We start from the raw sequence: 21,005 nt of genomic DNA on the forward strand, positions 1-21,005 counted from the left end.
TATATTCTTTCGAGGCAGGACGGTGAGCCGAGGGTACGTCAACGGGGTACATGGTCAGGATGGGGGACTCGAAGCGGAGGAGTCGAGGCGAGAGAGACGAGACAGCGAGTCGAGCGCATCCGCCGAAGGTCGTTTACGCAAACGTAAACGAAATCGGAAACGCTTACGTTTCCGATTCTTCCCGGATTTCCGTGCGAGAGTGTGCCACGGTTGGCAGTTTCCCGGGGTGTGAGAATCGAGACCGATTGATATGCGACGTGGGAACGATTTTCGAGACAGGGCGAAGAAAGATGTCCGAATCACGTACGCCAGTCGGCGAGCGAATCGAGTGGACCCGCTACGGCGACCGCCAGCACGAATCGGCCAGCATCGGCGGACCGGTGCGGTACGGAGACCCGCAACACGACCCCGGGAAATCGAATCCCGACGCGGTCGAGCGACTCGGATACGAGGACGACCACTGGGTGGACGGCGGCCGGAGACCCGACGGCGGGGTAGCCGACGACAGCGCGAGCAGTAGCGACGGCGGCGCGAGACGACCGGCGGGCGAATCCTCCTCCGGCGCGGTCGAGTTGCTCGCGTAGCCCGTACGTTTTCGGAACTGGACGACGTGAATCCGGACGATTCGCTCGATGGACTGGCACGCCGAATCCCCCAGCGAGGTCTACGACGCCCTCGACACCGACGAGGAGGGACTGTCCGAGGACGAGGCAAAGCGCCGCTACGAGGAGTACGGCCCGAACGAGATTCGCGGCGAGCGGGAGATTTCGGCGCTCGCGCTGTTCGTCTCGCAGTTCCGCAACTGGTTGACCTACCTGCTGGTGGTGGCGGCGCTCCTCTCGCTCGCCGTCGGATTCCTGCCGGGCCAGACCCCGGAGTACGCCGAGGCCGCGCTCATCTTCGCCATCCTGCTGGCCAACGGCCTGTTCGGCTTCGCGCAGGACTACCGGACCGAGCAGTCGGTTCAGGCGCTCCGGTCGCTCTCGACGCCAGACGCGACGGTCCTGCGCGACGGCGAGAAGCGGACGGTAGACGCCACCGAGGTCGTGCCCGGCGACGTGTTCTTCGCGGCACAGGGCGACGTGATTCCGGCCGACGGCCGACTGATTCAGGCCGAGAGTCTGGAGACCGACGAGTCGGCGCTGACCGGCGAGAGCGCGAGCGCCTCGAAATCGGTCGAGGCGGTAGACCCGGACGCGCCCCCGGCAGACCGCGAGGGGATGGTCTTCATGAACACCTACGCCGTGGCTGGCCGGGGCGCGGCAGTCGCGGTGGCGACCGGGATGGAGACCGAGGTCGGAGCCATCGCCGAGCAACTCGGCACGACCGAGGAGCCGCCGACCCCGTTTCAGGAGGAGGTGGACGCGCTCGGCAGGCGAATCGCCGGGCTGACGCTCGGCATCATCGCGTTCGTCGCGGTGGTCCAGCTGCTGTTCACGGGCGCGTCTCCGATTTCGGTCCTCCTCATCGCGGTGACGCTGGCGGTGGCCGCGGTGCCCGAGGGGTTGCCCGCCGTGGTCACGCTGACGCTGGCGCTGGGGTCGCGGCGACTCCTCCGGAAGGACGCGCTGGTCCGACGACTCCCCGTGGTCGAGAGCCTCGGCGCGGTGGACGTCATCGTCACCGACAAGACCGGGACGCTGACCGAGAACGAGATGACGGTCCGGCGGGCCTACGCCGGGGGCGAGAGCCACAGCCTCCCGCTCGGGGAGCGCGAGCAGGAGCGCCCGGAAGCGAGAAGCGACGAGACGGGACGAGAAGGAGACAGCCAAGCCCCGACGCAGGCCCGGACCGACGGGTCGCCGAACGTCGACCGCTCGGTCGCGCCCGAACTCGTCGCTCTCCTCCGGACCGGCGCGATTTGCAACGACGCCGAGCCCGCCGGGGAGGAGTCCCGCGGTGACCCGAGTGAGGTCGAGTATCGCGGCGACCCCACCGAAGTCGCACTCGTCCGGGCCGCCGACGACGCCGGGGTGAGTTGGCACCGAGAGCGCTTGCGCGAGATTCCCTTTTCGGCCGAGCGAAAGCGCATGACGGTCGTGGCCGAAGGGAGCGCGGACGGCATCGTTAGCGTAAACGAAAACGCAAACGTAAGCGCAAACGAAAATGGAAGCGAAGTCGAAAGCGGAAACGCAAATACACCCACGGCCTACCTCAAGGGCGCGCCCGAGGTGGTGCTGGAGCGGTGCGACTCGATACTGGAGGACGGCGAGGCGACCCGGCTGACCGACGAGCGCCGGGCCGAGATACTCGACGTGAACGACGAGTTCGCTGGCGACGCCCTCCGGGTGCTGGGGTTCGCGCGCCGGGTCGGCGTGGACCCGGACGCCCCCGACGAGGAGTTGGAGACCGGCCTGACCTTCGTCGGCCTCCTCGGGCTGATGGACCCGCCCAGACCCGAGGTCGCCGACGCGGTGGCCGACTGCCGGAAGGCCGGGATTCGAACCGTGATGGCGACCGGCGACAACGTCGAGACCGCGAAGGCAATCGGCGCGGAGTTGGGCTTCGACCCCGAGGGCGCGCTGACCGGGCCGGAAGTCGAGGCGTTGGACGAGGGCGAACTGGCCGAGCGCGTCGAGGAGGTGGAGGTGTTCGCGCGAGTCTCGCCGACCCACAAAGTCGAGATTCTACAGGCGTTGCAGGACAACGGCCACACCGTGGCGATGACCGGCGACGGGGTGAACGACGCCCCCGCCCTGAAGCGCGCCGACGTGGGCGTGGCGATGGGCCAGCGCGGAACCGACGTGGCCCGGACCGCCTCCGACGTGGTGCTTCGGGACGACAACTTCGCCACGATTCGGGACGCGGTCGCGGAGGGCCGCGGGGTCTTCGACAACGTCCGGAAGTTCGTCAACTACCTGCTGTCGGCCAACGCGGGCGAGGTGCTGGTGGTGTTCGTCGGCGCGCTCGTCGGGGCCGCGTTCTTCCCCGAGACGTTCGCCGGAACCGAGGAGGCCGTCGTCCTCACGCCGGTCATGCTCCTGTGGGTGAATCTGGTGACCGACGGCCTCCCGGCGCTCGCGCTCGGGGCCGACCCCAAGTCCGAGAACGTGCTGGAGCGCCCGCCCAGGGACGCCGACGAGCGCGTGGTGAACCGCCGAGTGATGGTCTCGGTCGGGGCCATCGGCGTCCTGATGACGCTGACGGGACTCGCGCTGTTCTTCTACGGGGTGGCCGAAGCGACCCTCGTCGTCGCCCAGTCGGTGCTGTTCACCTTCCTCGTGGCCATCGAGATGGTCCGGATTCAGTTCATCCGGTCGCGCTACGACCTCTCGGTCCTCTCGAACCGGTGGCTGTTGGCCGCCATCGCGGTGACGCTCGCGCTCCAGTTGACGATTCTCTACACGCCGATTCGGACCGCCTTCGGCGTGGTCGCGCTCGGCGCGACCGAGTGGTCGTGGATAGCCGCCGGGTTCGCGGCGTTCGTCCTCCTCGCGCTGGGGGTCCGGGCGACGCTGGGCCGGATGTTCGGGGCGGAAGCGTAGAGAGGCTGGATTACCTACCCGCGACGCTCGGCGAAACAACCGGTGGCCTGCCGGACTGAAAGGGCGAGCGCGGTTCGCGTCCAGTTGAGTCGTTTCAGCGTGGCAGTTTAGTCGTTTCAGCGTGGCAGTTGAGTCATTTCAGCGTGGCCCTATTTCGCCCGCGCAGTTCTGCGCGGGCGAAATAGCCCGCGAACGACCGCGAACCGCGCGAGGGCTTTCGAGGAGAATGCGGTCCCGTCTACTCCTGCGGTTCCGAGTACGAGGGCTTTCGAGACCTCGGTAGTTGTCTCAATGACGTATCTAAACACGACCGACCAAAACGCCACAAACATTTACCCGTTCACTAGTCGAAACCGACGCCGTGGCAGTCACTCCGCAGACGCTCGGGGCGGTACTGGTCGGAGCGATGGCGCTCTACCTGCTGTTGGTTAGCTCGCGGGTCGTGGTCCAGCGGTTCGTCAACGTCGCGCAGGGCTACGGGATTTCGGAGGCCGTCATCGGCCTGACGGTGGTGGCGGTCGGCACCAGTCTGCCGGAAATCGCCTCGCACGTCATCGCGTCGGTCGGCATCGTCACGGGGACGCTCGACCCCGAAGTCGCGTCGGCGACGGTGCTGGGCGGGTCAATCGGGTCGTCGGTGACCCAGCAGACGCTTCTGGTCGGCCTGCTTCTCCTCGGCGCGGGGCAGGTGACGCTCTCGCGGTCGTTCGTGCGGTCGAGTTACCTGCCGATGGTGCTGTCGGCGGCGCTGGCGCTGACGCTGGCCGCCGACGGCGTGCTGACGCGCCTCGACGGGGTGATTCTGGTCGGGGCGTTCGTGGTCTACGTCTACTACACCTACGACCGGCGCGAGCGGGTGGCGATTCCCGAGGGAATCGAGGTCGAGAACATCGACCCGCGGACGGACGCGGCGGTCGGAATCGCCGGACTGGTGGTCGTGCTGGCCAGCGCCTACGTCGCGCTCTCGGCGCTGGAACTCCTCGTGGAGAGCCTCGACCTCGGCGGGTCGCTGGTCGGCATCGTCACGCTGGGTATCGGGTCCGCGCTGCCGGAACTCTCGACGGTCACCGAGTCGATTCGGCGCAAGCGCCCGACGCTGGCGCTCGGGACGCTGGTGGGGAGCAACGTGGTGAACCTCCTGCTGGCGGTCGGCCTCGGCGGCGCGATTTCGGGGTATCGAGTCCCGCGCGCGGTGGTGTTTTGGGACCTGCCCTTCGTCCTCCTCGCGGGCCTCAGCGCGTTCGTCTACGTCACGCGCGTCACCGACGGCCAGCTCCGCCGACGCGACGCCAGCGCGTTCGTCGTCGCCTACTTCGGGTTCCTGACCGGGCACCTGCTGTTGTTCCCGAGCGGGTGAGAATCGGTGAAAGATAACTACTTATTTCTTTAACACTACTAATTATGTCTTTAGTGCGTGTGAAGGGTGTTTATATTGGGCGCTCGCCGCCCGCGGCGAGCGCCCCGGCCAGCCAAACTACGTGCGAACGCTCGGCGGTCCAATTCACCGAGAGCGCCAACAGACTGGACTACCGACAAACGCTCGGTGGACCGTGGGCAGGGTGGATGAAGGAGCCGGGGGCTTCAAGAAACGTTCACGGCTACGATTCCGGCGATGCTGTTCCGGCTCCGAGTAAATCAGTTGGGCGGAGTCTGGTACAAAGAGATTCCGCGACAAGTTCCGGAGGACCAACAATCAAGACACTCCACCCGAGAATCGAAGTAATGACGCTCCTGCTCACCGGCTACGAACCCTTCGGAGACCACGACCGCAACCCCACCGAGGAGGTCGCCCGCGAACTCGACGGACAAGAAGTCGCGGGCCGCGAAATCGTCGGGCGCGTCCTCCCGGTGGAGTTCGACCGCGCGGCCGAGGAGATGCGCGACCTCGTCCAGAAACACGACCCCGAGACCGTCGTCGCCACCGGCCTCGCGGCGGGTCGGGCGGCCGTCAGCGTCGAGCGCGTCGGGGTCAACGTCGCCGACTGCGCGGGAATCGCCGACAACGCCGACGCGGAGCCGCGGAACGAGCGCATCCGGACAGAAGGAGCGGACTCCGAGAGCGACACCCCGCCGGCCGCCTACTTCGCCACGCTCCCGGTGGTCGAGGTCGTCGAGGACCTGTTGGAGGCCGACATCCCGGCGCGGGTGTCGAACACGGCGGGAACCCACCTCTGCAACAACGTCCTCTATCAGACGCGACACTACCTCGAAACGGCGGGCCGAGGAGCCGAGATTCCGATGGGGTTCGTCCACCTCCCGCTGACGCCAGAGGGCGCGGCGAAGAAGGCCCGCGAGGGCGAGGCCGCGAGCGGCGGCGGCGTGGAACCGAGCGTGGCGCTGGAGACGCAACTGGAGGCGATACGGCGGACGTTCGAGACCACGGTCGAGCCCTCGCAGTGACGGACGAACACGGCACCGAGACGAGCGAGAACTCGACCCACACCATTACGTCCCGCGACTCCCACACGTTACCCATGACAGGCCTCGTCCAGCAGTTCGACAGCGAGGCGACCGACGCCGGGTGCGAGGTCCGCCGGGCCGCGGTCGAGGACTTCGCCGAGGAGATTGCCGACCTCCTCGAACCCCCGGCGGTCGGCGCGCCCCTGCCGTTCGACGGCGTCTCGCTTCCGGAGCGCGCGACCACCGACCCGACGCCCGCCGAGTTGGAATCTGCCGAGACAGGAATCACGCCCGCCAGATTCGCCGTCGCCGACTACGGGTCGGTCGCAATCGAGTCCACGCCAGCGGGCGACGAGCAAGTGAGCCTCTGGCCCGGCCACCACGTCGCGGTCCTCGCCGAGTCCGACCTCGTGGCCGACATGCCCGCCGGAATCGAGCGCGTCGGGGAGATTGCGAGGGCGGGCGGCGACGTGGTGCTGGCGACGGGGCCGAGCGCGACCGCCGACATGGGCGAGTTGGTGCTGGGTGCCCACGGACCCAGAAGCGTCAGCGTCGTGCTTCTGGAGGACCGATGAGCGGGACACTCGACCGCGAGGAGAAGGCCGCCCGGATTCGCCACCTCCTCTCGACCGAGGGCGACAGCGTCGAGCGCAACACGCAGGGGTTCAACCGGGGGCGCTACGACGCGGTGGCCGACCTATCGGACTACGAGGAGCTGAAATCGCAGGCCCGCGCCGTCAAGGAGGACGCCATCGCGCGCCTGCCGGAACTCATCGAGACGGTCCGCGAGTCGGTCCAGTCGCGGGGCGGACACGTCTACCTCGCCGAGGACGCCGCGGACGCGAATCGGTACGTTCGGGAGGTCGTGGAGAGCGAGAACGCGGATTCGGTCGTCAAGAGCAAGTCGATGACCTCCGAGGAGATCGAGGTCAACGACGCCCTGCGCGAGGCCGGTGCGGAGGTCTGGGAGACCGACTTGGGCGAGTTCGTGCTGCAAGTCGCCGACGAGGCCCCGAGCCACATCGTCGCCCCCGCCATCCACAAGTCCGAGGCCGACATCGCGGAGTTGTTCAACGCGCACTTCGACCCCGACGAACCGCTCGAAACGGCGGACGACCTGACGCGGTTCGCCCGCGAGTACCTCGCCGAGCGCATCGCCGGGGCCGACGTGGGGATGACCGGCGCGAACTTCGTCGCGGCCGACACCGGGACGCTCGCCCTGGTGACCAGCGAGGGCAATGCCCGGAAGACGGTCGCGGCGACCGACACCCACGTCGCCGTCGCGGGCGTCGAGAAGCTCCTCCCGCGATTCGAGGACGTGGCCCCTTTCGTGGAACTCATCGGGCGCTCCGGCACGGGACAGGACATCACCTCCTACGTGACCTTCCTGACGCCGCCCGGCGACGCGCCGACGATGGACTTCGAGGATGACTCGCTCAGCGAGGGGGCGGACAACCGCGAGTTCCACCTCGTCCTGCTCGACAACGGTCGGATGGAGATGCGCGAGGACGACCAACTGCGCGAGACGCTCTACTGCATCCGGTGTTCGGCCTGCGCGAACTCCTGCGCCAACTTCCAGCACGTCGGGGGCCACGCCTTCGGCGGCGAGACATACTCGGGGGGCATCGCAACCGGGTGGGAGGCGGGCGTCCACGGTCTCGACTCGGCGGCGGAGTTCAACGACTTCTGCACGGGATGCACGCGGTGCGTCAACCAGTGCCCGGTCGAAATCGACATCCCGTGGATAAACACCGTGGTTCGGGACCGACTGAACCGCGGAGAGAGTAACAAATTCGACTTCCTCGTGGACGGCTTGACTCCCGACGAGGAGACCGAATCGGGCGGGCTGGACCTCCAGAAGCGACTGTTCGGCAACTTCCCGACGCTGGCCCGGCTCGGGAGCGCGACCGCGCCGGTGTCGAACTGGGTCGCTCGCGCTCCCGGCACTCGGGCGCTCGCCGAGCGAGCGCTGGGCGTCGATTCGCGCCGGGACCTGCCGGAGTTCCAGCGCGAGAGTCTGCGCGAGTGGTTCGCGGCCAGAGGCGGGACAACGGTGCGGGACGCCGACAGGGAGGCCGTCCTCTACCCGGACCCCTACACCGACTACGTCGCCGTCGAGCGCGGGAAGGCCGCGGTCCGGACGCTGGAGGCGCTCGGAGTGAGCGTTCGGATTCCGGACCTCCCGGCCTCCGGGCGCGCGCCGCTCTCGCAGGGGATGATTTCGACCGCCGAGTCGCGGGCCGAGGCGGTGGCCGACGCGCTCGCGCCACACCTCGACGCCGACCGGGACGTGGTGGTAATCGAACCGAGCGACCTCGCCATGTTCCGGGCCGACTACCGGAAGCTCCTGCCCGAGGAGGCCGCCAGCCGAATCGCCGACCGGAGCTACGAACTGTTCGAGTACCTCTACGGCCTGCTGGAAAACGGCGCGGACGCCGACACGCTCCGGGCGAGCGACGGCGAGCGAGTGGCCTACCACTCCCACTGCCAGCAACGAACGCTCGGACTGGAGGAGTACACCACGGAAGTCCTCGGAGAACTGGGCTACGACGTCGTCTCCTCGGACGCGGAGTGTTGCGGCATGGCCGGGAGTTTCGGCTACAAGCGCGAGTACTACGAACTCAGCATGGACGTGGGTACAGACCTGCGCGACCAGTTCGCCGACGAGGAGCGCGTGGTCGCCAGCGGGACCTCGTGCTGTGAGCAACTCGCCGCGCTCCGCGACGAGACGGTGGGGCATCCGATTCGGCGTATCGCTCCGGCGGAGTAGAGAATTATTTTTGTTTACTAAAGCAATTAAAATATTTTTCTAGGAAGTATAGAGTTATTTCTGAGGATTAATTAACCATTCGGCGCGCGCGAGCAACGCGCGCGAGGGACGACCGAGTGGCGGAAGGCGAGCGGAGCGACGTCGTCCGCGACGAGGGAGGAGGTTGGGGAGGACGAGGCGCGGTGCGGGAGACTCCTGTGTTCGAGCCTGAAGCTAGCGTCCTCGTACCTGACACCTGTTTCGTGCGGTCGGGGAAACTACCAGTTTACACTCAGAGGTCAAGCCCACCGACGTCAAGAGGCTCAACGCAAAAACAGAACGCAATCGAAATCGTAGATTAGAGGTCCTGAAACGCACCGACGAAGTCGTCGTGGTCGTTCAGTTCGCCGCGGGTGTCGTCCACCTCGGCGCTGAGTTCTTCGATTTCGGCCTCGAGTTCGGCGTACTCCTCGCTGGATTCGAGCGTCTCGGGGTCCTTCTCGGCTTCGAGAACCGCGCGCTTCGAGACGAGCGAGTAGTAGTCCTGTAGCTTCGCGCCGTAATCGACGCGCGTGAGCATCTGCTCGACGATTTCGTGGAGGTCGTCCTTCGAGACGGGCTTGACGAGGTAGTCGTCGAAGCCCATCTCCAGAATGTCGAAGTCGGGCTTGACCGCCGTCACCATGACGACGCGGCAGTTGAGTTCGCGCTCGCGGATTTCTTCGAGGACCTCGTCACCGGATTGGCCGGGCATCCGGCGGTCGAGGAGCACTACGTCTACGGACTCGTCGAGGACGTCGAGCGCCTCGTCGCCTTCGTAGGCACTCCGCACGCGATAGTCGTCTTTCAACCACATCGCGTAGAGGTCGGCAACGTCTTGCTCGTCGTCAACGACGAGAACTGTCGATTGGTCGGGGGACATGGTCAGTCAGGCGCGCCTCTGGTAGACTCTGGTTACTGACTGAGTTATGCAACAAGATAAACTTATATCTTGTGGTTGGAGTCCGAGAACTATTATCGCATCTAATGAATAAAAAATTACATCAGGCGCCGGGACGGACCATCGAAACGCCGAAACGTCCGCCGAAAGGTTAGAGTACTAATACCTTCGGGCGATAGCGCTCCTCGGAGCGCCATCAGTTCGCGGAGCCTACATTTTTATTCACCAATATTTCCGGAACAACTAACTGGGTGGGGTCCGTAGCAGTCGATGGCTATGTCGAAGACCAGTGATCGCTTTTGCCACGGGCAGTGAACCCGAAACGACCCCGGAGCAACGATTCGAGCGACTCGTAGACCTACCGCCGAGCGCGAAGCTCGTCTACAAGGTGTTGGAGTCCGAGGACGCGCCCCTGACGCAGGGCCAGATACGCGAACAGGCGCTCCTCCCGGCGCGGACCACCCGCGACGCGCTGACCAAACTCGAAGACGAGGACCTCGTCGAGGAGCAGATGTACGTTCCCGACGCACGCAAGCGGCTCTACGTGCCCCGTTCCGTCGCCGACCCGGAGGAGACGGAAGGGACCATGTAGGCGGGTCTCTTCCGAGGGGATTTAAAGAAGCGCCATACCATGCAGTACAGCTATACAAGTATCGACACCTGTTCGAAACGCCTGCAGGGGCCATACCCGGCCGGATTGACAGTCTGGCACACTTAGGAGACGCCCCGGCGTCGCAGGCGAGGGAGTCGTTACCGAACTACTGTGCCTCTGACAACCGGGGCGGTCCTGCCGCCCTGATTTCGAACTCGTGAGTCGCTTGTGAACTACCCTACCCTACTCGCTCACGGCTGACGCCGTTCGCTCCTTGAGGGTAGGGCTTCCTGCTTCAACGACGCGCTTTGCAGGAACCGTGGTGGTTCCCGTAGGGAGCGCAGTCTCCACAGGCGGTGATTCGGAGCGTCCCGCTCCTACTTGCTTGATACCGCGAGAAAGAATGTTCCACGCCGCGTTCGCGTCCCTGTCGGCGGTGAATCCGCACGACGGGCAAGAGTGTTCGCGGACCCACAAGGGTTTGTCCGTCGAGACACCGCACGCCGCGCACTCCTTGGTCGTCCCTGCTGGTTCGACCGCCACGAAATGCGTTCCTTCTCGTTCGCACTTGTATTCGAGCAACGAGAGGAACGTTCGCCACGCCGCAGACGCCGTGTTACCGCTGTTCGACGGCGACTCCATCATCCTCTTCACGTTTAGGTCTTCGACCGCGACAAGGTCGTACTCCCGAGCGTAGTACGCCGAGAGCTTGTGCAAGAAGTCGCGGCGCTTGCGGCGGAGGTCGGCGTGACACTCCGCGACTTTTCGCCGTTGAGTCTCGTAGTTGTTCGACCCGTGTTGTTTCCGCGAGAGTTTTCGTTGTTCGCGTTCCAACCGCTCGCGTTCGTCCGAGAGGTCCAGCGATTCGACGGCGTGCCCGTCGGTGTCGTGGGCGTACGTGAGAATCCCTACGTCGATACCGACGCACCGTTCGGGATTCTCGGGCGGTTCAGGTGGTTCACGGTCCATTTCGACACCGAACGTAGCGAACCACTCGCCCGTCGGTTCCTTCTTGAGCGTCACCTGCTTGAGGTCGGCGTCGGCGGGGATGGGTCGGTGAAGCCGAATCGGAATGTCCGCGAGTTTCGAGAGCGACAGCACAGTCTGACCGCCCTTCTTGTCGAGCTTGAAGCCAGACTGACTGTACGTGAAACTGCGGAACTCGCGTGGCGGCTTCCACTTGAGTTGGCCGACGCCGTAGCCGTTCTGCTTGAGCTCGGAGAGTGCTTTGAGGTTGTCGAACAGGCGTTCGACGACGGTTTGGAGAACCTTCGAGTACACGTCCGAGAGGTCGTCCCACCATTTTTTGAGGTCGGGGAGTTCCGACCGGAGGGTGGTCATGGACGGCAGTTCGCCGTGTTCGTTTTGGTACTGGTTGAGGCGGTAGCGCGTGTGGTTATAGAGTTGCCGACAAATATCGCGGTGGCGGTCCAACTCCTCGCGGTGGGAGTCGGACGGTTCGAGGCGATACTTGTAGGCGTAGTACATGGCGCTACTCGCGTTGGTCTTCGACGTACTGTTTCAGCACATCCAGCGAGACCTGTCCCGTCGAGATAAGACAGTACGAATCGTTCCAGAACGAGTCGCCCCACAGGTCGGTCTTCAATTCATCTTCGTATTCGTTACGGATGCGACGGGCGGTCGCGCCCTTGACCGTGTTGATGAACTTCACGAGGTCTGTGGTGGGTTTCGCTCGGAACAGGATGTGAACGTGGTCGTCCTCACCATCGAGGTTGGTGAGTTCGACACCGTAGTTGTCCGCGAACCCGCTGATGACCTCGTGAATGAATTGGGTTCGCTCCTCGGTTAGCACTCCACGCCGATACTTCGTGGTGAGTATCAGGTGGTACTGCAGGGAAAACGTCGAGTGCGCTCCAGAGTCGAGGTCGTACTCCATTGGGTTCGGTTAATACTATGCTACCCTACTGCAAAAACGCTTCGGCTGCGTGGGCCTGGAGGCCTGCAACCGGAGAGTGTATGAGAACCGTGCGGCGCTGTATCCCCTCCCTGCTCGCGCCTTCCCTTCGGTCGGCGCTCGCTGAGGAAGGGGGCTTAGCGCCTCGATTCAGCTAAAAAGAGACCAGTTCGGCGAGCGCCGCCTTACTGGAAGGCCTGCGCGATACCCTGATACGTCTTGTCCACGTTCCACGACGAGATGAACGTCGCCATCGCGTCCTCGATGTTCGTCAGCGTCTCGGGGTCGACCGCCAGCCCGTGAGCAGTCGATGGCGGCTGGGCCTCCGACTGCTTGAAGTCCTCCATCTGGCTCTGGAGGAAGGGACCGAAGGCGTCGGTCGGCACGTCGGTCCGGGGCGGAATCGACCCCTTCTTCGGGTTGAACCGCTTCTGGGCGTCCACGCTCCCGACGTAGCGCAGGAACCGCGTGGTGGCCTCGGGTGAGGGATTGTTCGTCGGGAAGGGGAACGAGTCCATGTTGAGCATGTAATAGCCCTCCGTGCCGGGGAAGGTGACCTGATTCCACCCGTTCTCGAACTCCAAGCCGCCTTCTCCGCGGTACATCCCCGCGGCCCAGTCGCCCTGATGGAAGAACCCGGCCTGCCCGTTGATGATTTTGGTGTTCGCCTCGGTCCACGAGATGGACCCGGCGTCCTGATTGAAGAACTCCCGGTAGTCTTTGACGATTTGGAGCGAGTTCTTGATGGCCTGCTCGTTCTGCTGAATTTTGCCCTGCGTGAACGCCGTGTAGGTGTCGAGCCCGTGTTCACCGAGCAGGACCGTCGCCCAGAGTTGCAGGGTGGACCACCCGGACTTTGTCTGGTGGGACATCCCGGCCGCGTCGGTGTTCTGCTGAATCTGCTCCATCGCGCCCACGAGGTCACTCGGCTTCGAGAGCGAGGAGGGGTCCACGCCCGCCTCCTCTACGACCTCGACGTTATAGAACAGGTTGTTGAGACGGTGAATGTTCAGCGGGACCGTCACGTAGCTTCCCGATGGACGGGCGGCGTCCTTCGGCCCCTGCAGGTAGGCGTTCTTCATGTCGTTGTGCGACCAGACCGACTGCTCTACGTCCTCTAGCTTCTCGGCCCGAGTGTACGGAAGCAGATTCGCCCCGGGCCACGCCTGCCACGAACTCGGCGGGTTGTTGTTCAGCACGCGCTTCTTGATGACGGTGTGGAGGTTCTGGCCCGCGCCGCCCGCCACGGGATTCTGTTTGACCTTGATGTCGGGATACTGCTTCTGGAACCCCTCGAAGAGGGCCTGAATCGCCTGTGCGCCGTCACCCCCGGTCCACCAGTGCTGTACTTCCAGCGTCCCCATATCCTGTTCCAGCAGACCGGTGAGTCCGCCGAGTCCGGCCGCGCTGGCCGCGCCGGTCGCTTTCAGATACGAGCGTCTCGAAAACGTGTCGTCGTTGGCTCCCATTGGTACTCCCCCGAACAGGCACACCACCCACGCATACTAATGATTTCCGACCAATTCGACCGCCGAGGAGTCGAAAGAAGGCCCTCCTCGCCGAAAATCCCGTTCCTCGCCGACCTACCTCGCCGAGAGGCCCTCGACGTTCTGCTGAAGCCGGATTGTCGCGGTGATGAGGAATCCGGCCACGAGGACGACGAAGACGCTCTCGACGGCCTGCACCACGACCGGACTCATGCCCGCGACGACGCCCAAGTCGGCGACTCCCAGCACGCCGAGCGAGACCAGCACCGGCAGGAGGTGTCGCCGGAGCGTGTCGAGGGCGGTCCCGCGGGCCATCGCCTCCAGTTTCTCGGCGAACACCGCGCCGTAGGCCGCGAACGCCACGCTCCCGAGGCCCTTGACGACCTGCGCGACCACCGACTGGTCGATGAGGAGGACCGCGATCCATTCGACCAGAATGATGACGACGAACCCGGCCTCGATTCGGCGGAGGGTGTCGAGCGAGAACCGCTGGTCGTCGGGCGCGGGGGCCAGCGCCGAGTTGTAGTAGACCTCCCGCATCGAGAACGCGAGGAAGACGATGCAGAACAGCAACGCCCCGTGGCCGAAGGCGGTCAGCGCCCGCGACCGGACCACCGATCCCGCGATTCCGAGCAGGCCGTAAATCCCGGCGGTCGCACCCACCAGCGCGAGGTAGCGCCAGAACGGGCGCTGGGACTCCATCCGGTTGAATCGGAGGTTCTTGACCGCGTAGAACCCGAAGAAGGCGGCGGCGGCCGCGACGATGACCGACGCGAGGAAGCGGACGACCGCGGCGCTGGGGTCGGCGGCGGAGGCAGACGCGGCGGTGGAGCCAGACGCGAGGAGCGGCGCGAGCGCCATGTTCTGTTCGCGGGATTACGCCGACCCTACTTAAATTACGGCGCTCTCCGACGGGAATCGCCGGGCCGTCCGAGGGTTTCGGCGCTGGCGGGCGACGCCGCCCGCCGCGATTTCGAATCACTTTCACGGTCGCCGGGGCTTTCAAGCCACTCGCCCCCGTCTAGTCTGGTGTGCATTCCCACGACCCGGACGAGACGCCCTGCCCGGTCTGTGGCAAAGCCTACGACCAGCGCGTCGTCGTAGAGCGCGGCGACCGATGGGCCGACGTGTTCGGCGGCCCCCCGTTCTCGGCCCTGACGAAGTACTCCCGGCGGTGCGCGAGTCGCCACGACGTCGAGGAGGAACGCGCTCGGGGCGAGAGCGAGCGCGTGGTCTACTTCCACGACGACGGCCCGGCGGGCAGGCGGTAGTCGCGGTCGAGCGCGGCGATAATCGCGGTCGAGCGCGGCGACCACCGCGTTCGCGGACGAGGAGCGCCGAATCCGGGTTCGCGGAGAAATTATAGCTCGAAAGACAGCGACAGGTTCCCCGCCAGCACCTCCAACTGGCGGCGGAAGTCCTCGGCCGTCTCGAACCGGGCCTGCTTCTCGGTGGCGAGCGCGCGGTCCACCAAGTCGTCCACGGCGGCAGGGACGCGCTCGCTGCGCTCGCTACTCTCGCTCGGTGATTCGGGCGTCTGGTTCGGGTCCCGAACCTGCCGGGCGATGTCTGCGGTCTCCCCGACGAACGGGGGGCGACCGGTGAACAGCGCGTAGCAGAGCGCGCCGAGTTGATACACGTCGGTCGAGGAGTCCGGACTGCCGAATCGCTCGGGAGCGAACTGCTCCGGCGCGGCGAACGCGGGCGGCACCGGAGGACGTCTGACCTCGCCGAGCAAGTCCCCGAGGCCCCAGTCGCCGACCTTCGGGACGGGCCACGCGCCGAGAGTGCGCGAGAGGCCGACCGCGCTGGGTCGGAGCGCGCCGTGGACGACGCCGCGGGCGTGGGCGTGGCAGACCGCAGTCGTGACGCAGTGGGCGTACCAGAGCGCACGCTCGAAGCCGACCGACCCGAGCGCGTCGCCGAGGGTCCCGCCGTCCAGAAACTCGGTGGCCAGCCACGGCCGGGGGTTCGACCCGCGGGCGAGGACCCCCACGACGTGATTGTGGTCGTCGATACCGGCCCACGCCCGGAAGGCGGTCTCGACGCGCGAGGAGTCCACCCCCGCGTCGGGCCGGAGCGTCCGGAGGAGGACGACGACGTGCTGGCCCCCCTCGCTCGCGGTCCGGACGCGGGCCTTCGCGGCGGTGGTGAGCGGGCCGTCGCCGAAGTCCGCGAGGTGTTCGAACTCGGCGCGCTCGGCGTCGATTTCCGGCGGCGCGGGAATCAGCTCCGGCGGGCCGCGGTCGTCGGGGTCGTCCGCGGCGAGGCTCTCGTCGGCCTCGTCGCCCGCCTCACTCTCGGGCGAGGAGTTCGCGCCACGGATTCGGACCGCCGGACCCTCCTCGTCGTCGGTGACTTCGACCACGCCGAGGTCGCCCGAGAGGGCGCTGGCCACGTCGGGCGCGGCCTCGATGGTCTCGGGGAAGCCGTCCTCGTCGAGGCGGACGACGAGTCGGCGGAGCGTCTCGGCGGCGTAGCGGCGCGCGACGCCGTCGCCCTCGCGGACGACTTCGGCGAGTTTGCTCAGCGCGGGTTCGACCGCGAGGGGGTACTCGCGGGCCACGCCCGAGACCGTCAGGACGCCGTTCTCGCGGACGAGCGGGTCGTCGTCGGCCAGACTCTCGGTGACTTCCGAGACGGCCGTCCGGGCGCGCTGGGGGTGCTCGTCGGCGATGTTGGCGAGCGCCCACGAGGCACCCCGGCGGACCCACTTGTCGTCGTCGGAGAGCAGCGGCGCGAGTTCGGACTCGACGGGGAGTCGCCACGCCCGGTCGGGGTTCTCGACGGCGAGTTCCGCGAGCGACCACGCCGCCTCGGCGCGGGCCTCGGGACTGTCGGCGTGGAGTTTCGCGGCGAGGGTGTCGAAGTCGTCGTCGGCCTGACCCCACCGCTCGCGGGCCTCCTCGCGCAATCGCTCGGCCTGCTCGCGGTCTGTTTCGGAATACTCGACTCGGTCCCCGTCGCGTCCTGCCATCGGTACGGGCGAGTGGTGTCGCGCTCGCCGGATAAGTGTTGCTTCGCCGTCGCAGACGCAGATGAGAAATATGTCGTGGTGTTTAGGTGAAATGGGTATATTTTCTAGAGAAATAAAATTATTTGTCTCGGTGGCTCGCGCTCAGCGCGGGTCGCCGAGGCCGACCGCGGCGTCGGCGAGTTCGCGGACGATCGAGAGCGACCGGTCGTCGTGGGCCTCGGGATGCAACAGGAAGTAAATCCGACCGTCCACGCTCTCGACGCGGCCCGCCAGCAGGTGGAGGAACTCGAAGGCCCGGTCGAGCGAGACGGCCTCGAGCAGGCCCGTCACCGAGTCGAGGACGACCACGGTCCGGTTGCCGTTGCAGTCCCACGTTTCGAGGTACTCGCTGGCCCGGACCCCGACCGCGGTGAGGTCCGCCGGGTCCTCGACCGTCGCGGCCAGCGGCAGGGCGTCGGCGGGGGTCGGTGAGCGCGACGGGCCGCCGGACGCGGACAGCGACGCAGACGCCGAGCGCGTCATCTCGCCGACGTTGACGAATCCGACTTCGGCGGGGAGTTCGCCGACGTGCTGTCGGCAGTTTTGAAGCCACTCGTCGGGGCCGTCGCGGTAGGAGACGACCAACAGATTCGTCTCGGCGGGGCGGGCCAGCACGTCGAACACCTCCGGCGGCACACCAGCAGGCGACGCGGAGACCCCCAAGAGCGTACTCGAGGGAGAGGGCTGTGAGCTAGACACACTCGAAAATGTAGTCGAGAATACTTATAAGTTAGTAGGCAGGTGAAATTCGGCCTCAGCGCGGCCAGACAGAGCGAACGGGCACAATTTCTGCCGACGGCGTCGGGGCGCGAGAGCCTCGGCGCTCAGACAGGTCGCAAAAGCTAACACCCGGGAGTGTGTGGGGTCGGCCAACGTCACATGGGAATCGGGCCAAAGAACTGGCAGTGCAAGGACTGCGGGCGAAAGCACCGCAGCGACCGCAAGCAGTGCGTCGAGTGCGGCTACAGCGTCTTGGAGCCGGTCGACAACGAGCGGCGAGCGGGCAAACTCACGAACGCGTTGCTGGCACTCCTCCCGGCGCTCCTTGCGATGCTCACGATGGGTCTGCTGGCGTGGGTTCTCTTCCTCTGAGATAGAGCAGGCAGGCCCCGAGCATCGCCACCGTCCCGTACAGCGGCGGCGTCGCCAGCGTCAGCACCGGGTCCAGAATGGGGAGCAGGCCCTCGCCGGGCGTCCCCGCCAGCGCGGCCCGGACGTTCGCCAGCGTCACCGCGAAGTCGGCGACGAGCGCGCCGGAGACGAACAGCTTCCGGGCCGGGCCGCGCTCCAGCAGGTAGAGCAGCGGAATCATCGGGAACAGCAGGTAGACGAAGTACAGCAGCAGCGACGGGAATCCCACCACGATGGCGGCCATCGTGGCGAAGATTGCGATAAGCCGCGGAATCGGGTCCGAACTCGACCCTGAAATCGGCCCAGAATCCGGTCTCGAATCCGGCCCCGAACTCGACCACGGAACCCGGCGGTAGCAGTACCAGACCACCGGCGCGAGCAGGGCAAACGAAAGCGGGCCGTAGAGCGAGGAGGACAAGTTCGGCAACAGAACCGAGATGGGTCTCCTGAGCGTCAGGAGGGTCGCACCGGCCGGGAGGCCGCCAGCGAACTCCGAACTCGACAGCCGAGGAGCCACCGCGACCTCCAGAAAGGTCAGGTGCGTCTCGACGCCGAAGACGCCGACGCCGAGTGCGAACAGGCCGGTTCCGGTCACAGTCGCCGCGCCAATCGTTCGCCACGCTCGCCGCCGGAGCAGCCAGACGCCGACCGCGGCGGGAAAGAGCTTCACGACCGCCGGGAGCGCGAAGGCGACGCCAGCCTTCGATTCGCCGCGGTTTTCGGCCCCGCTTCCGCCCCCATCCAGCCACCAGAATCCCGCGACCAGCGCGAGCAGGAGGAGGAAGTTGGTCTCGCCGTAGAGCAGGGTCGAGGCCGAGTGGAGCGAGAGCAGGGTGAACCCGGCGACGAGGCCCCTGTCGAGCCACGGGAGCGGGGTCGGGCGGTACGCCTCGACCCACCGGACGAGCAGGACCGCCGCGCCGAGCGCGGCCCCGACGTTGAGCAAGGTGAACGCCGCGAACCCGGCCTGCCAGCTCCCGAGAAGGACGAAGGGGACGAACGCGGGGAGCGTGACCGGCGGGTAGACGTAGCCGTAGGTCGGGTGGGCCGGTGGTGACGCCACGTAGAAGTCGCCGCCCGAGAGGAGGGCCTCGGCCGCGAAGTAGTAGACCTGAAAGTCCATGCCGACCATCTTGGGGTGGCGCGCGGCGGTGGCGGCGATGCCGACGACGCCCAGCAGGATGCCGAGCGCGAGGACGAGGCGGGCGTCCGTGGGGTTTCGGGGAGGGTCAGACATGGAAAGTGGAACAGTGTCGGTTAGTCAGTCGTCGGCGCTGGCTTCGGGCGACCAGTCGTCGAGGGTGCGCTGGACCGCCTCCTCGCCGACCGCGCGGGCCAGCGTCTCGAAACCGGCGCGCTCGGCGCGCTCGTCGGCACCGGCCAGCAGGCGCGAGACGATGAACTCGGGGGTGGACTTGCCGACCGTGCCGAACCGCGGCTGGTAGTCCACTTCGAGTTCGAGATTTTCGTCCAGCCCCTCGGCGAAGATGCCGTCCTTGCGGGCCTTCTCGGGCAGGGGCTTGAGGTCGTCGGCGAGGTGGGTGACGAAGACGCCGAGCGCGCCCCGGTCCACCGTGAGTCTGACGAGTCCGTGGAGGAGGTCCGCGGCGCTTCCGGGTTCCGTAATCGCCTCGAACTCGTCGACCAGCATCAGGGTGTCCGACCCCTCGGTCAGGGGCGGGACGATGCTCCGGAGGGTCGATTCCAGCACGCCAGCGTTGAAACTCGCGTGGCGGCGGTGGAAGACGATGTCCTCGGAGATGGAGACCTCGGCGCGCTCGGCGGGGACCGGCAGACCCATCTGAGCCAGCAGGGCGACCTGACAGAGCGTTTCGAGCAGGGTCGTCTTACCGCCGGAGTTCGCGCCGGTCAGGACCGAGACGCGGTCGCCGCTCGGCGGGGTGGGGTCGGCGGGCGGAGTTTGGTCGTCCAGCGCGGAGTCGCCAGATGCCGAATCCGGCGATTCCGCGCCGGATTCGGCGGCGTCGGGCAACTCGTGGTCGCCTACGGCGTAGGTGACCGGCTGAACCGCCTCGTCTCCGGCCTCGATGGAGACGTTTCGGGCGTTCCGGACCGCGAAGCCGTTCTCGCGGAACGAGGGCCGGGTCAGGTCGAACGCGGCGGCGAATCGGGCCAGCGAGAGGTTAAAGGCGAGGTCCGAGACCTCCTCGCCCGCGGCGTCGATGGCGTCCCGGTTCTCGGCGATGCGACCCCGGAGTCGCCGGGCGACCGACCGCTCGCGCTCCTCTGCCGACTCGCGGAGGTCGGCCCGGAGTTCCCGGAGCGTGGCGTTCACGAAGTCGGTGGCGTCCACCGCGTCGTCCGGCGTGGCCTCCCGCACCCGCTGGAACCCGGCGTCGGTCTCGCTGGCGACGTAGTCCACCACGACCTCGCCGAACTCGGCCCCGGCGCGGGCCTCCTCGCGTATCTCCTCCATCGCGTCGAGGGAGTCGCTGGCGAGCGACTTCACGCCGTCGAGGGCGTCGCGCAGCGAGTCGAGTTCGTCGTCCACGCCGCGGGCCACGTCGCCGCCGTCCAAGTCCGCGAGCGCCGACGCCGCGGCTTCGAGGTCGTCGCGGTCGATTTCGGCGGCGCTGGCGAACGCGCCGTCGGAGAGTCCGGCGTCCCGGAGCGCGAGGACGGTCCGGACTGCGGCCTCGTCGTCGCCGATGCGGTCGTTCTCGGCGTACTCGGCGAACGCCGAGAGGACGGCCTCGCGGGTCTCGCCGTCGAGGCGCTTCCACGACTCGGTGGCGTCCATCACCGAATCGAGGCGCTGTTCGGCCTCCTCGCGCTCCATCAGCGGCGTCAGCACCCGGATGCGGTCGGCCGCGTCCTCGGTCACGGCGTAGTCGCTGGCCGTGTCCAGCAGTTCCTTGTACACCGCGCGGGTGTCGCGGGTCGAGAGGACCGCCATGCCCTCGCCGCCGTTGGCCCGCCGGAGGATTCGGGTCGCGCGCCCCCGGGACAGCCCCGAGGAGACGAGCGCCCGGACCTCGCCGGACTCGATGGCTTCGACCGCCCGCTCTGTGCCCAACTCGGCTTCGAGGCGCTCGCGCGTCTTGGGTCCGACCCCCCAGTACTCCTCCAATCGCATATCTGAGACGTGCGCCCCACGGCTCTTAAGGGTTGCAGAAGCGTTGTCAGACAACTATTTATTTGGTTACTACAATAGAATATTTCTCAAGCAATTGATTTTAATTCTCATCTCCCGGTCACGGTCGGCGCGCGGGAGCGGCTGAGCGAAGTCTTCGGGAAGGAAGTGACCGAAGGCTCGGAAGACGCGGTTT

The 21,005-nt window shown here is 66.6% G+C and carries 18 protein-coding genes; 9 read left to right on the forward strand and 9 right to left on the reverse strand.

All coding sequences use genetic code 11. The annotated features are described in order from the left end of the window. Positions 1-290: 290 nt before the first annotated feature. The 6 genes from EPL01_RS09615 to EPL01_RS09640 all read left to right on the forward strand — a co-directional run bounded on the left by EPL01_RS09615 (position 291) and on the right by EPL01_RS09640 (position 8,655). On the forward strand, positions 291-584 hold the full coding sequence (locus tag EPL01_RS09615; protein ID WP_135825057.1) for a hypothetical protein: 294 nt from the start codon (positions 291-293) through the stop codon (positions 582-584). 48 nt (positions 585-632) lie between these two features. Continuing rightward, positions 633-3,485 (forward strand): cation-translocating P-type ATPase, encoded by a 2,853-nt coding sequence (locus EPL01_RS09620; RefSeq protein ID WP_135825058.1) that lies wholly within the window; start codon positions 633-635, stop codon positions 3,483-3,485. A gap of 361 nt (positions 3,486-3,846) precedes the next feature. Continuing rightward, positions 3,847-4,842: a sodium:calcium antiporter gene (locus EPL01_RS09625; RefSeq protein ID WP_135825059.1), complete on the forward strand. Its 996-nt coding sequence runs from the start codon at positions 3,847-3,849 to the stop codon at positions 4,840-4,842. Between the two features lie 365 nt (positions 4,843-5,207). After that, positions 5,208-5,885, forward strand: coding sequence for a pyroglutamyl-peptidase I (locus EPL01_RS09630; RefSeq protein WP_135825060.1), 678 nt, complete (start codon positions 5,208-5,210; stop codon positions 5,883-5,885). Positions 5,886-5,959: 74 nt separating this feature from the next. Beyond that, positions 5,960-6,460 carry a LutC/YkgG family protein gene (locus EPL01_RS09635; protein ID WP_135825061.1) on the forward strand — a complete coding sequence of 167 codons (501 nt, stop codon included), beginning with the start codon at positions 5,960-5,962 and terminating at the stop codon, positions 6,458-6,460. Then, the gene (locus tag EPL01_RS09640; protein WP_135825062.1) at positions 6,457-8,655 is read left to right on the forward strand and encodes an LUD domain-containing protein; all 2,199 of its coding nucleotides are present in this window, start codon (positions 6,457-6,459) and stop codon (positions 8,653-8,655) included. Before EPL01_RS09635 ends, EPL01_RS09640 begins: the two co-directional genes overlap by 4 nt. Before the next feature lie 337 nt (positions 8,656-8,992). On the opposite strand, the gene EPL01_RS09645 is transcribed toward EPL01_RS09640, so the two are convergent. Beyond that, on the reverse strand, positions 8,993-9,556 hold the full coding sequence (locus EPL01_RS09645) for a HalX domain-containing protein (protein ID WP_135825063.1): 564 nt from the start codon (positions 9,554-9,556) through the stop codon (positions 8,993-8,995). A gap of 307 nt (positions 9,557-9,863) precedes the next feature. Here EPL01_RS09645 and EPL01_RS09650 point away from each other — a divergent pair, with 307 nt between their 5' ends. Continuing rightward, complete coding sequence (locus tag EPL01_RS09650) at positions 9,864-10,166, forward strand: hypothetical protein (protein ID WP_135825064.1); 303 nt, start codon at positions 9,864-9,866, stop codon at positions 10,164-10,166. Positions 10,167-10,409: 243 nt separating this feature from the next. Here EPL01_RS09650 and EPL01_RS09655 read toward each other — a convergent pair whose 3' ends face one another. From EPL01_RS09655 to EPL01_RS09670, 4 genes are all read right to left on the reverse strand, one after another. Then, positions 10,410-11,654 carry an RNA-guided endonuclease InsQ/TnpB family protein gene (locus EPL01_RS09655; protein WP_135825065.1) on the reverse strand — a complete coding sequence of 415 codons (1,245 nt, stop codon included), beginning with the start codon at positions 11,652-11,654 and terminating at the stop codon, positions 10,410-10,412. A gap of 4 nt (positions 11,655-11,658) precedes the next feature. Beyond that, positions 11,659-12,063, reverse strand: a complete 405-nt coding sequence (tnpA, locus tag EPL01_RS09660) for an IS200/IS605 family transposase (RefSeq protein WP_135825066.1) — start codon at positions 12,061-12,063, stop codon at positions 11,659-11,661. A 203-nt stretch (positions 12,064-12,266) separates the two neighbouring features. After that, a complete protein-coding gene (locus EPL01_RS09665; RefSeq protein ID WP_135825067.1) occupies positions 12,267-13,550 on the reverse strand; it encodes an ABC transporter substrate-binding protein in 1,284 nt (427 codons plus the stop codon). Between the two features lie 114 nt (positions 13,551-13,664). Further along, positions 13,665-14,429, reverse strand: coding sequence for a hypothetical protein (locus EPL01_RS09670; RefSeq protein WP_135825068.1), 765 nt, complete (start codon positions 14,427-14,429; stop codon positions 13,665-13,667). Between the two features lie 170 nt (positions 14,430-14,599). Here EPL01_RS09670 and EPL01_RS09675 point away from each other — a divergent pair, with 170 nt between their 5' ends. Further along, a complete protein-coding gene (locus tag EPL01_RS09675; RefSeq protein ID WP_135825069.1) occupies positions 14,600-14,839 on the forward strand; it encodes a hypothetical protein in 240 nt (79 codons plus the stop codon). 89 nt (positions 14,840-14,928) lie between these two features. Here EPL01_RS09675 and EPL01_RS09680 read toward each other — a convergent pair whose 3' ends face one another. Further along, positions 14,929-16,545: a protein kinase domain-containing protein gene (locus tag EPL01_RS09680; protein ID WP_135825070.1), complete on the reverse strand. Its 1,617-nt coding sequence runs from the start codon at positions 16,543-16,545 to the stop codon at positions 14,929-14,931. Between the two features lie 141 nt (positions 16,546-16,686). Continuing rightward, positions 16,687-17,283 (reverse strand): DUF7504 family protein, encoded by a 597-nt coding sequence (locus tag EPL01_RS09685; protein ID WP_449272271.1) that lies wholly within the window; start codon positions 17,281-17,283, stop codon positions 16,687-16,689. A gap of 180 nt (positions 17,284-17,463) precedes the next feature. On the opposite strand from EPL01_RS09685, the gene EPL01_RS09690 reads away from it, so the two are divergent. Beyond that, positions 17,464-17,676, forward strand: coding sequence for a hypothetical protein (locus tag EPL01_RS09690; RefSeq protein ID WP_135825072.1), 213 nt, complete (start codon positions 17,464-17,466; stop codon positions 17,674-17,676). On the opposite strand, the gene EPL01_RS09695 is transcribed toward EPL01_RS09690, so the two are convergent. Together EPL01_RS09695 and EPL01_RS09700 are read right to left on the reverse strand one after the other, a co-directional pair. Further along, positions 17,639-18,952, reverse strand: coding sequence for a glycosyltransferase family 87 protein (locus EPL01_RS09695; RefSeq protein ID WP_135825073.1), 1,314 nt, complete (start codon positions 18,950-18,952; stop codon positions 17,639-17,641). The two genes, EPL01_RS09690 and EPL01_RS09695, sit on opposite strands and share 38 nt — an antisense overlap. 24 nt (positions 18,953-18,976) lie before the next feature. Next, positions 18,977-20,812, reverse strand: a complete 1,836-nt coding sequence (locus tag EPL01_RS09700) for a MutS-related protein (RefSeq protein WP_135825074.1) — start codon at positions 20,810-20,812, stop codon at positions 18,977-18,979. Positions 20,813-21,005: the final 193 nt, after the last annotated feature.

It is taken from the genome of Halorussus ruber (assembly GCF_004765785.1).
Lineage (GTDB): Archaea > Halobacteriota > Halobacteria > Halobacteriales > Haladaptataceae > Halorussus > Halorussus ruber.

Excerpts from the sequence above, each read along its gene's own strand:
- EPL01_RS09615 (WP_135825057.1), top strand. The coding sequence starts at position 291 with ATGTCCGAATCACGTACGCCAGTCGGCGAGCGAATCGAGTGGACCCGC.
- EPL01_RS09620 (WP_135825058.1), top strand. The coding sequence starts at position 633 with ATGGACTGGCACGCCGAATCCCCCAGCGAGGTCTACGACGCCCTCGAC.
- EPL01_RS09630 (WP_135825060.1), top strand. The coding sequence starts at position 5,208 with ATGACGCTCCTGCTCACCGGCTACGAACCCTTCGGAGACCACGACCGC.
- EPL01_RS09635 (WP_135825061.1), top strand. The coding sequence starts at position 5,960 with ATGACAGGCCTCGTCCAGCAGTTCGACAGCGAGGCGACCGACGCCGGG.
- EPL01_RS09640 (WP_135825062.1), top strand. The coding sequence starts at position 6,457 with ATGAGCGGGACACTCGACCGCGAGGAGAAGGCCGCCCGGATTCGCCAC.
- EPL01_RS09645 (WP_135825063.1), bottom strand. The coding sequence starts at position 9,556 with ATGTCCCCCGACCAATCGACAGTTCTCGTCGTTGACGACGAGCAAGAC.
- EPL01_RS09655 (WP_135825065.1), bottom strand. The coding sequence starts at position 11,654 with ATGTACTACGCCTACAAGTATCGCCTCGAACCGTCCGACTCCCACCGC.
- tnpA (WP_135825066.1), bottom strand. The coding sequence starts at position 12,063 with ATGGAGTACGACCTCGACTCTGGAGCGCACTCGACGTTTTCCCTGCAG.
- EPL01_RS09665 (WP_135825067.1), bottom strand. The coding sequence starts at position 13,550 with ATGGGAGCCAACGACGACACGTTTTCGAGACGCTCGTATCTGAAAGCG.
- EPL01_RS09670 (WP_135825068.1), bottom strand. The coding sequence starts at position 14,429 with ATGGCGCTCGCGCCGCTCCTCGCGTCTGGCTCCACCGCCGCGTCTGCC.
- EPL01_RS09680 (WP_135825070.1), bottom strand. The coding sequence starts at position 16,545 with ATGGCAGGACGCGACGGGGACCGAGTCGAGTATTCCGAAACAGACCGC.
- EPL01_RS09690 (WP_135825072.1), top strand. The coding sequence starts at position 17,464 with ATGGGAATCGGGCCAAAGAACTGGCAGTGCAAGGACTGCGGGCGAAAG.
- EPL01_RS09695 (WP_135825073.1), bottom strand. The coding sequence starts at position 18,952 with ATGTCTGACCCTCCCCGAAACCCCACGGACGCCCGCCTCGTCCTCGCG.
- EPL01_RS09700 (WP_135825074.1), bottom strand. The coding sequence starts at position 20,812 with ATGCGATTGGAGGAGTACTGGGGGGTCGGACCCAAGACGCGCGAGCGC.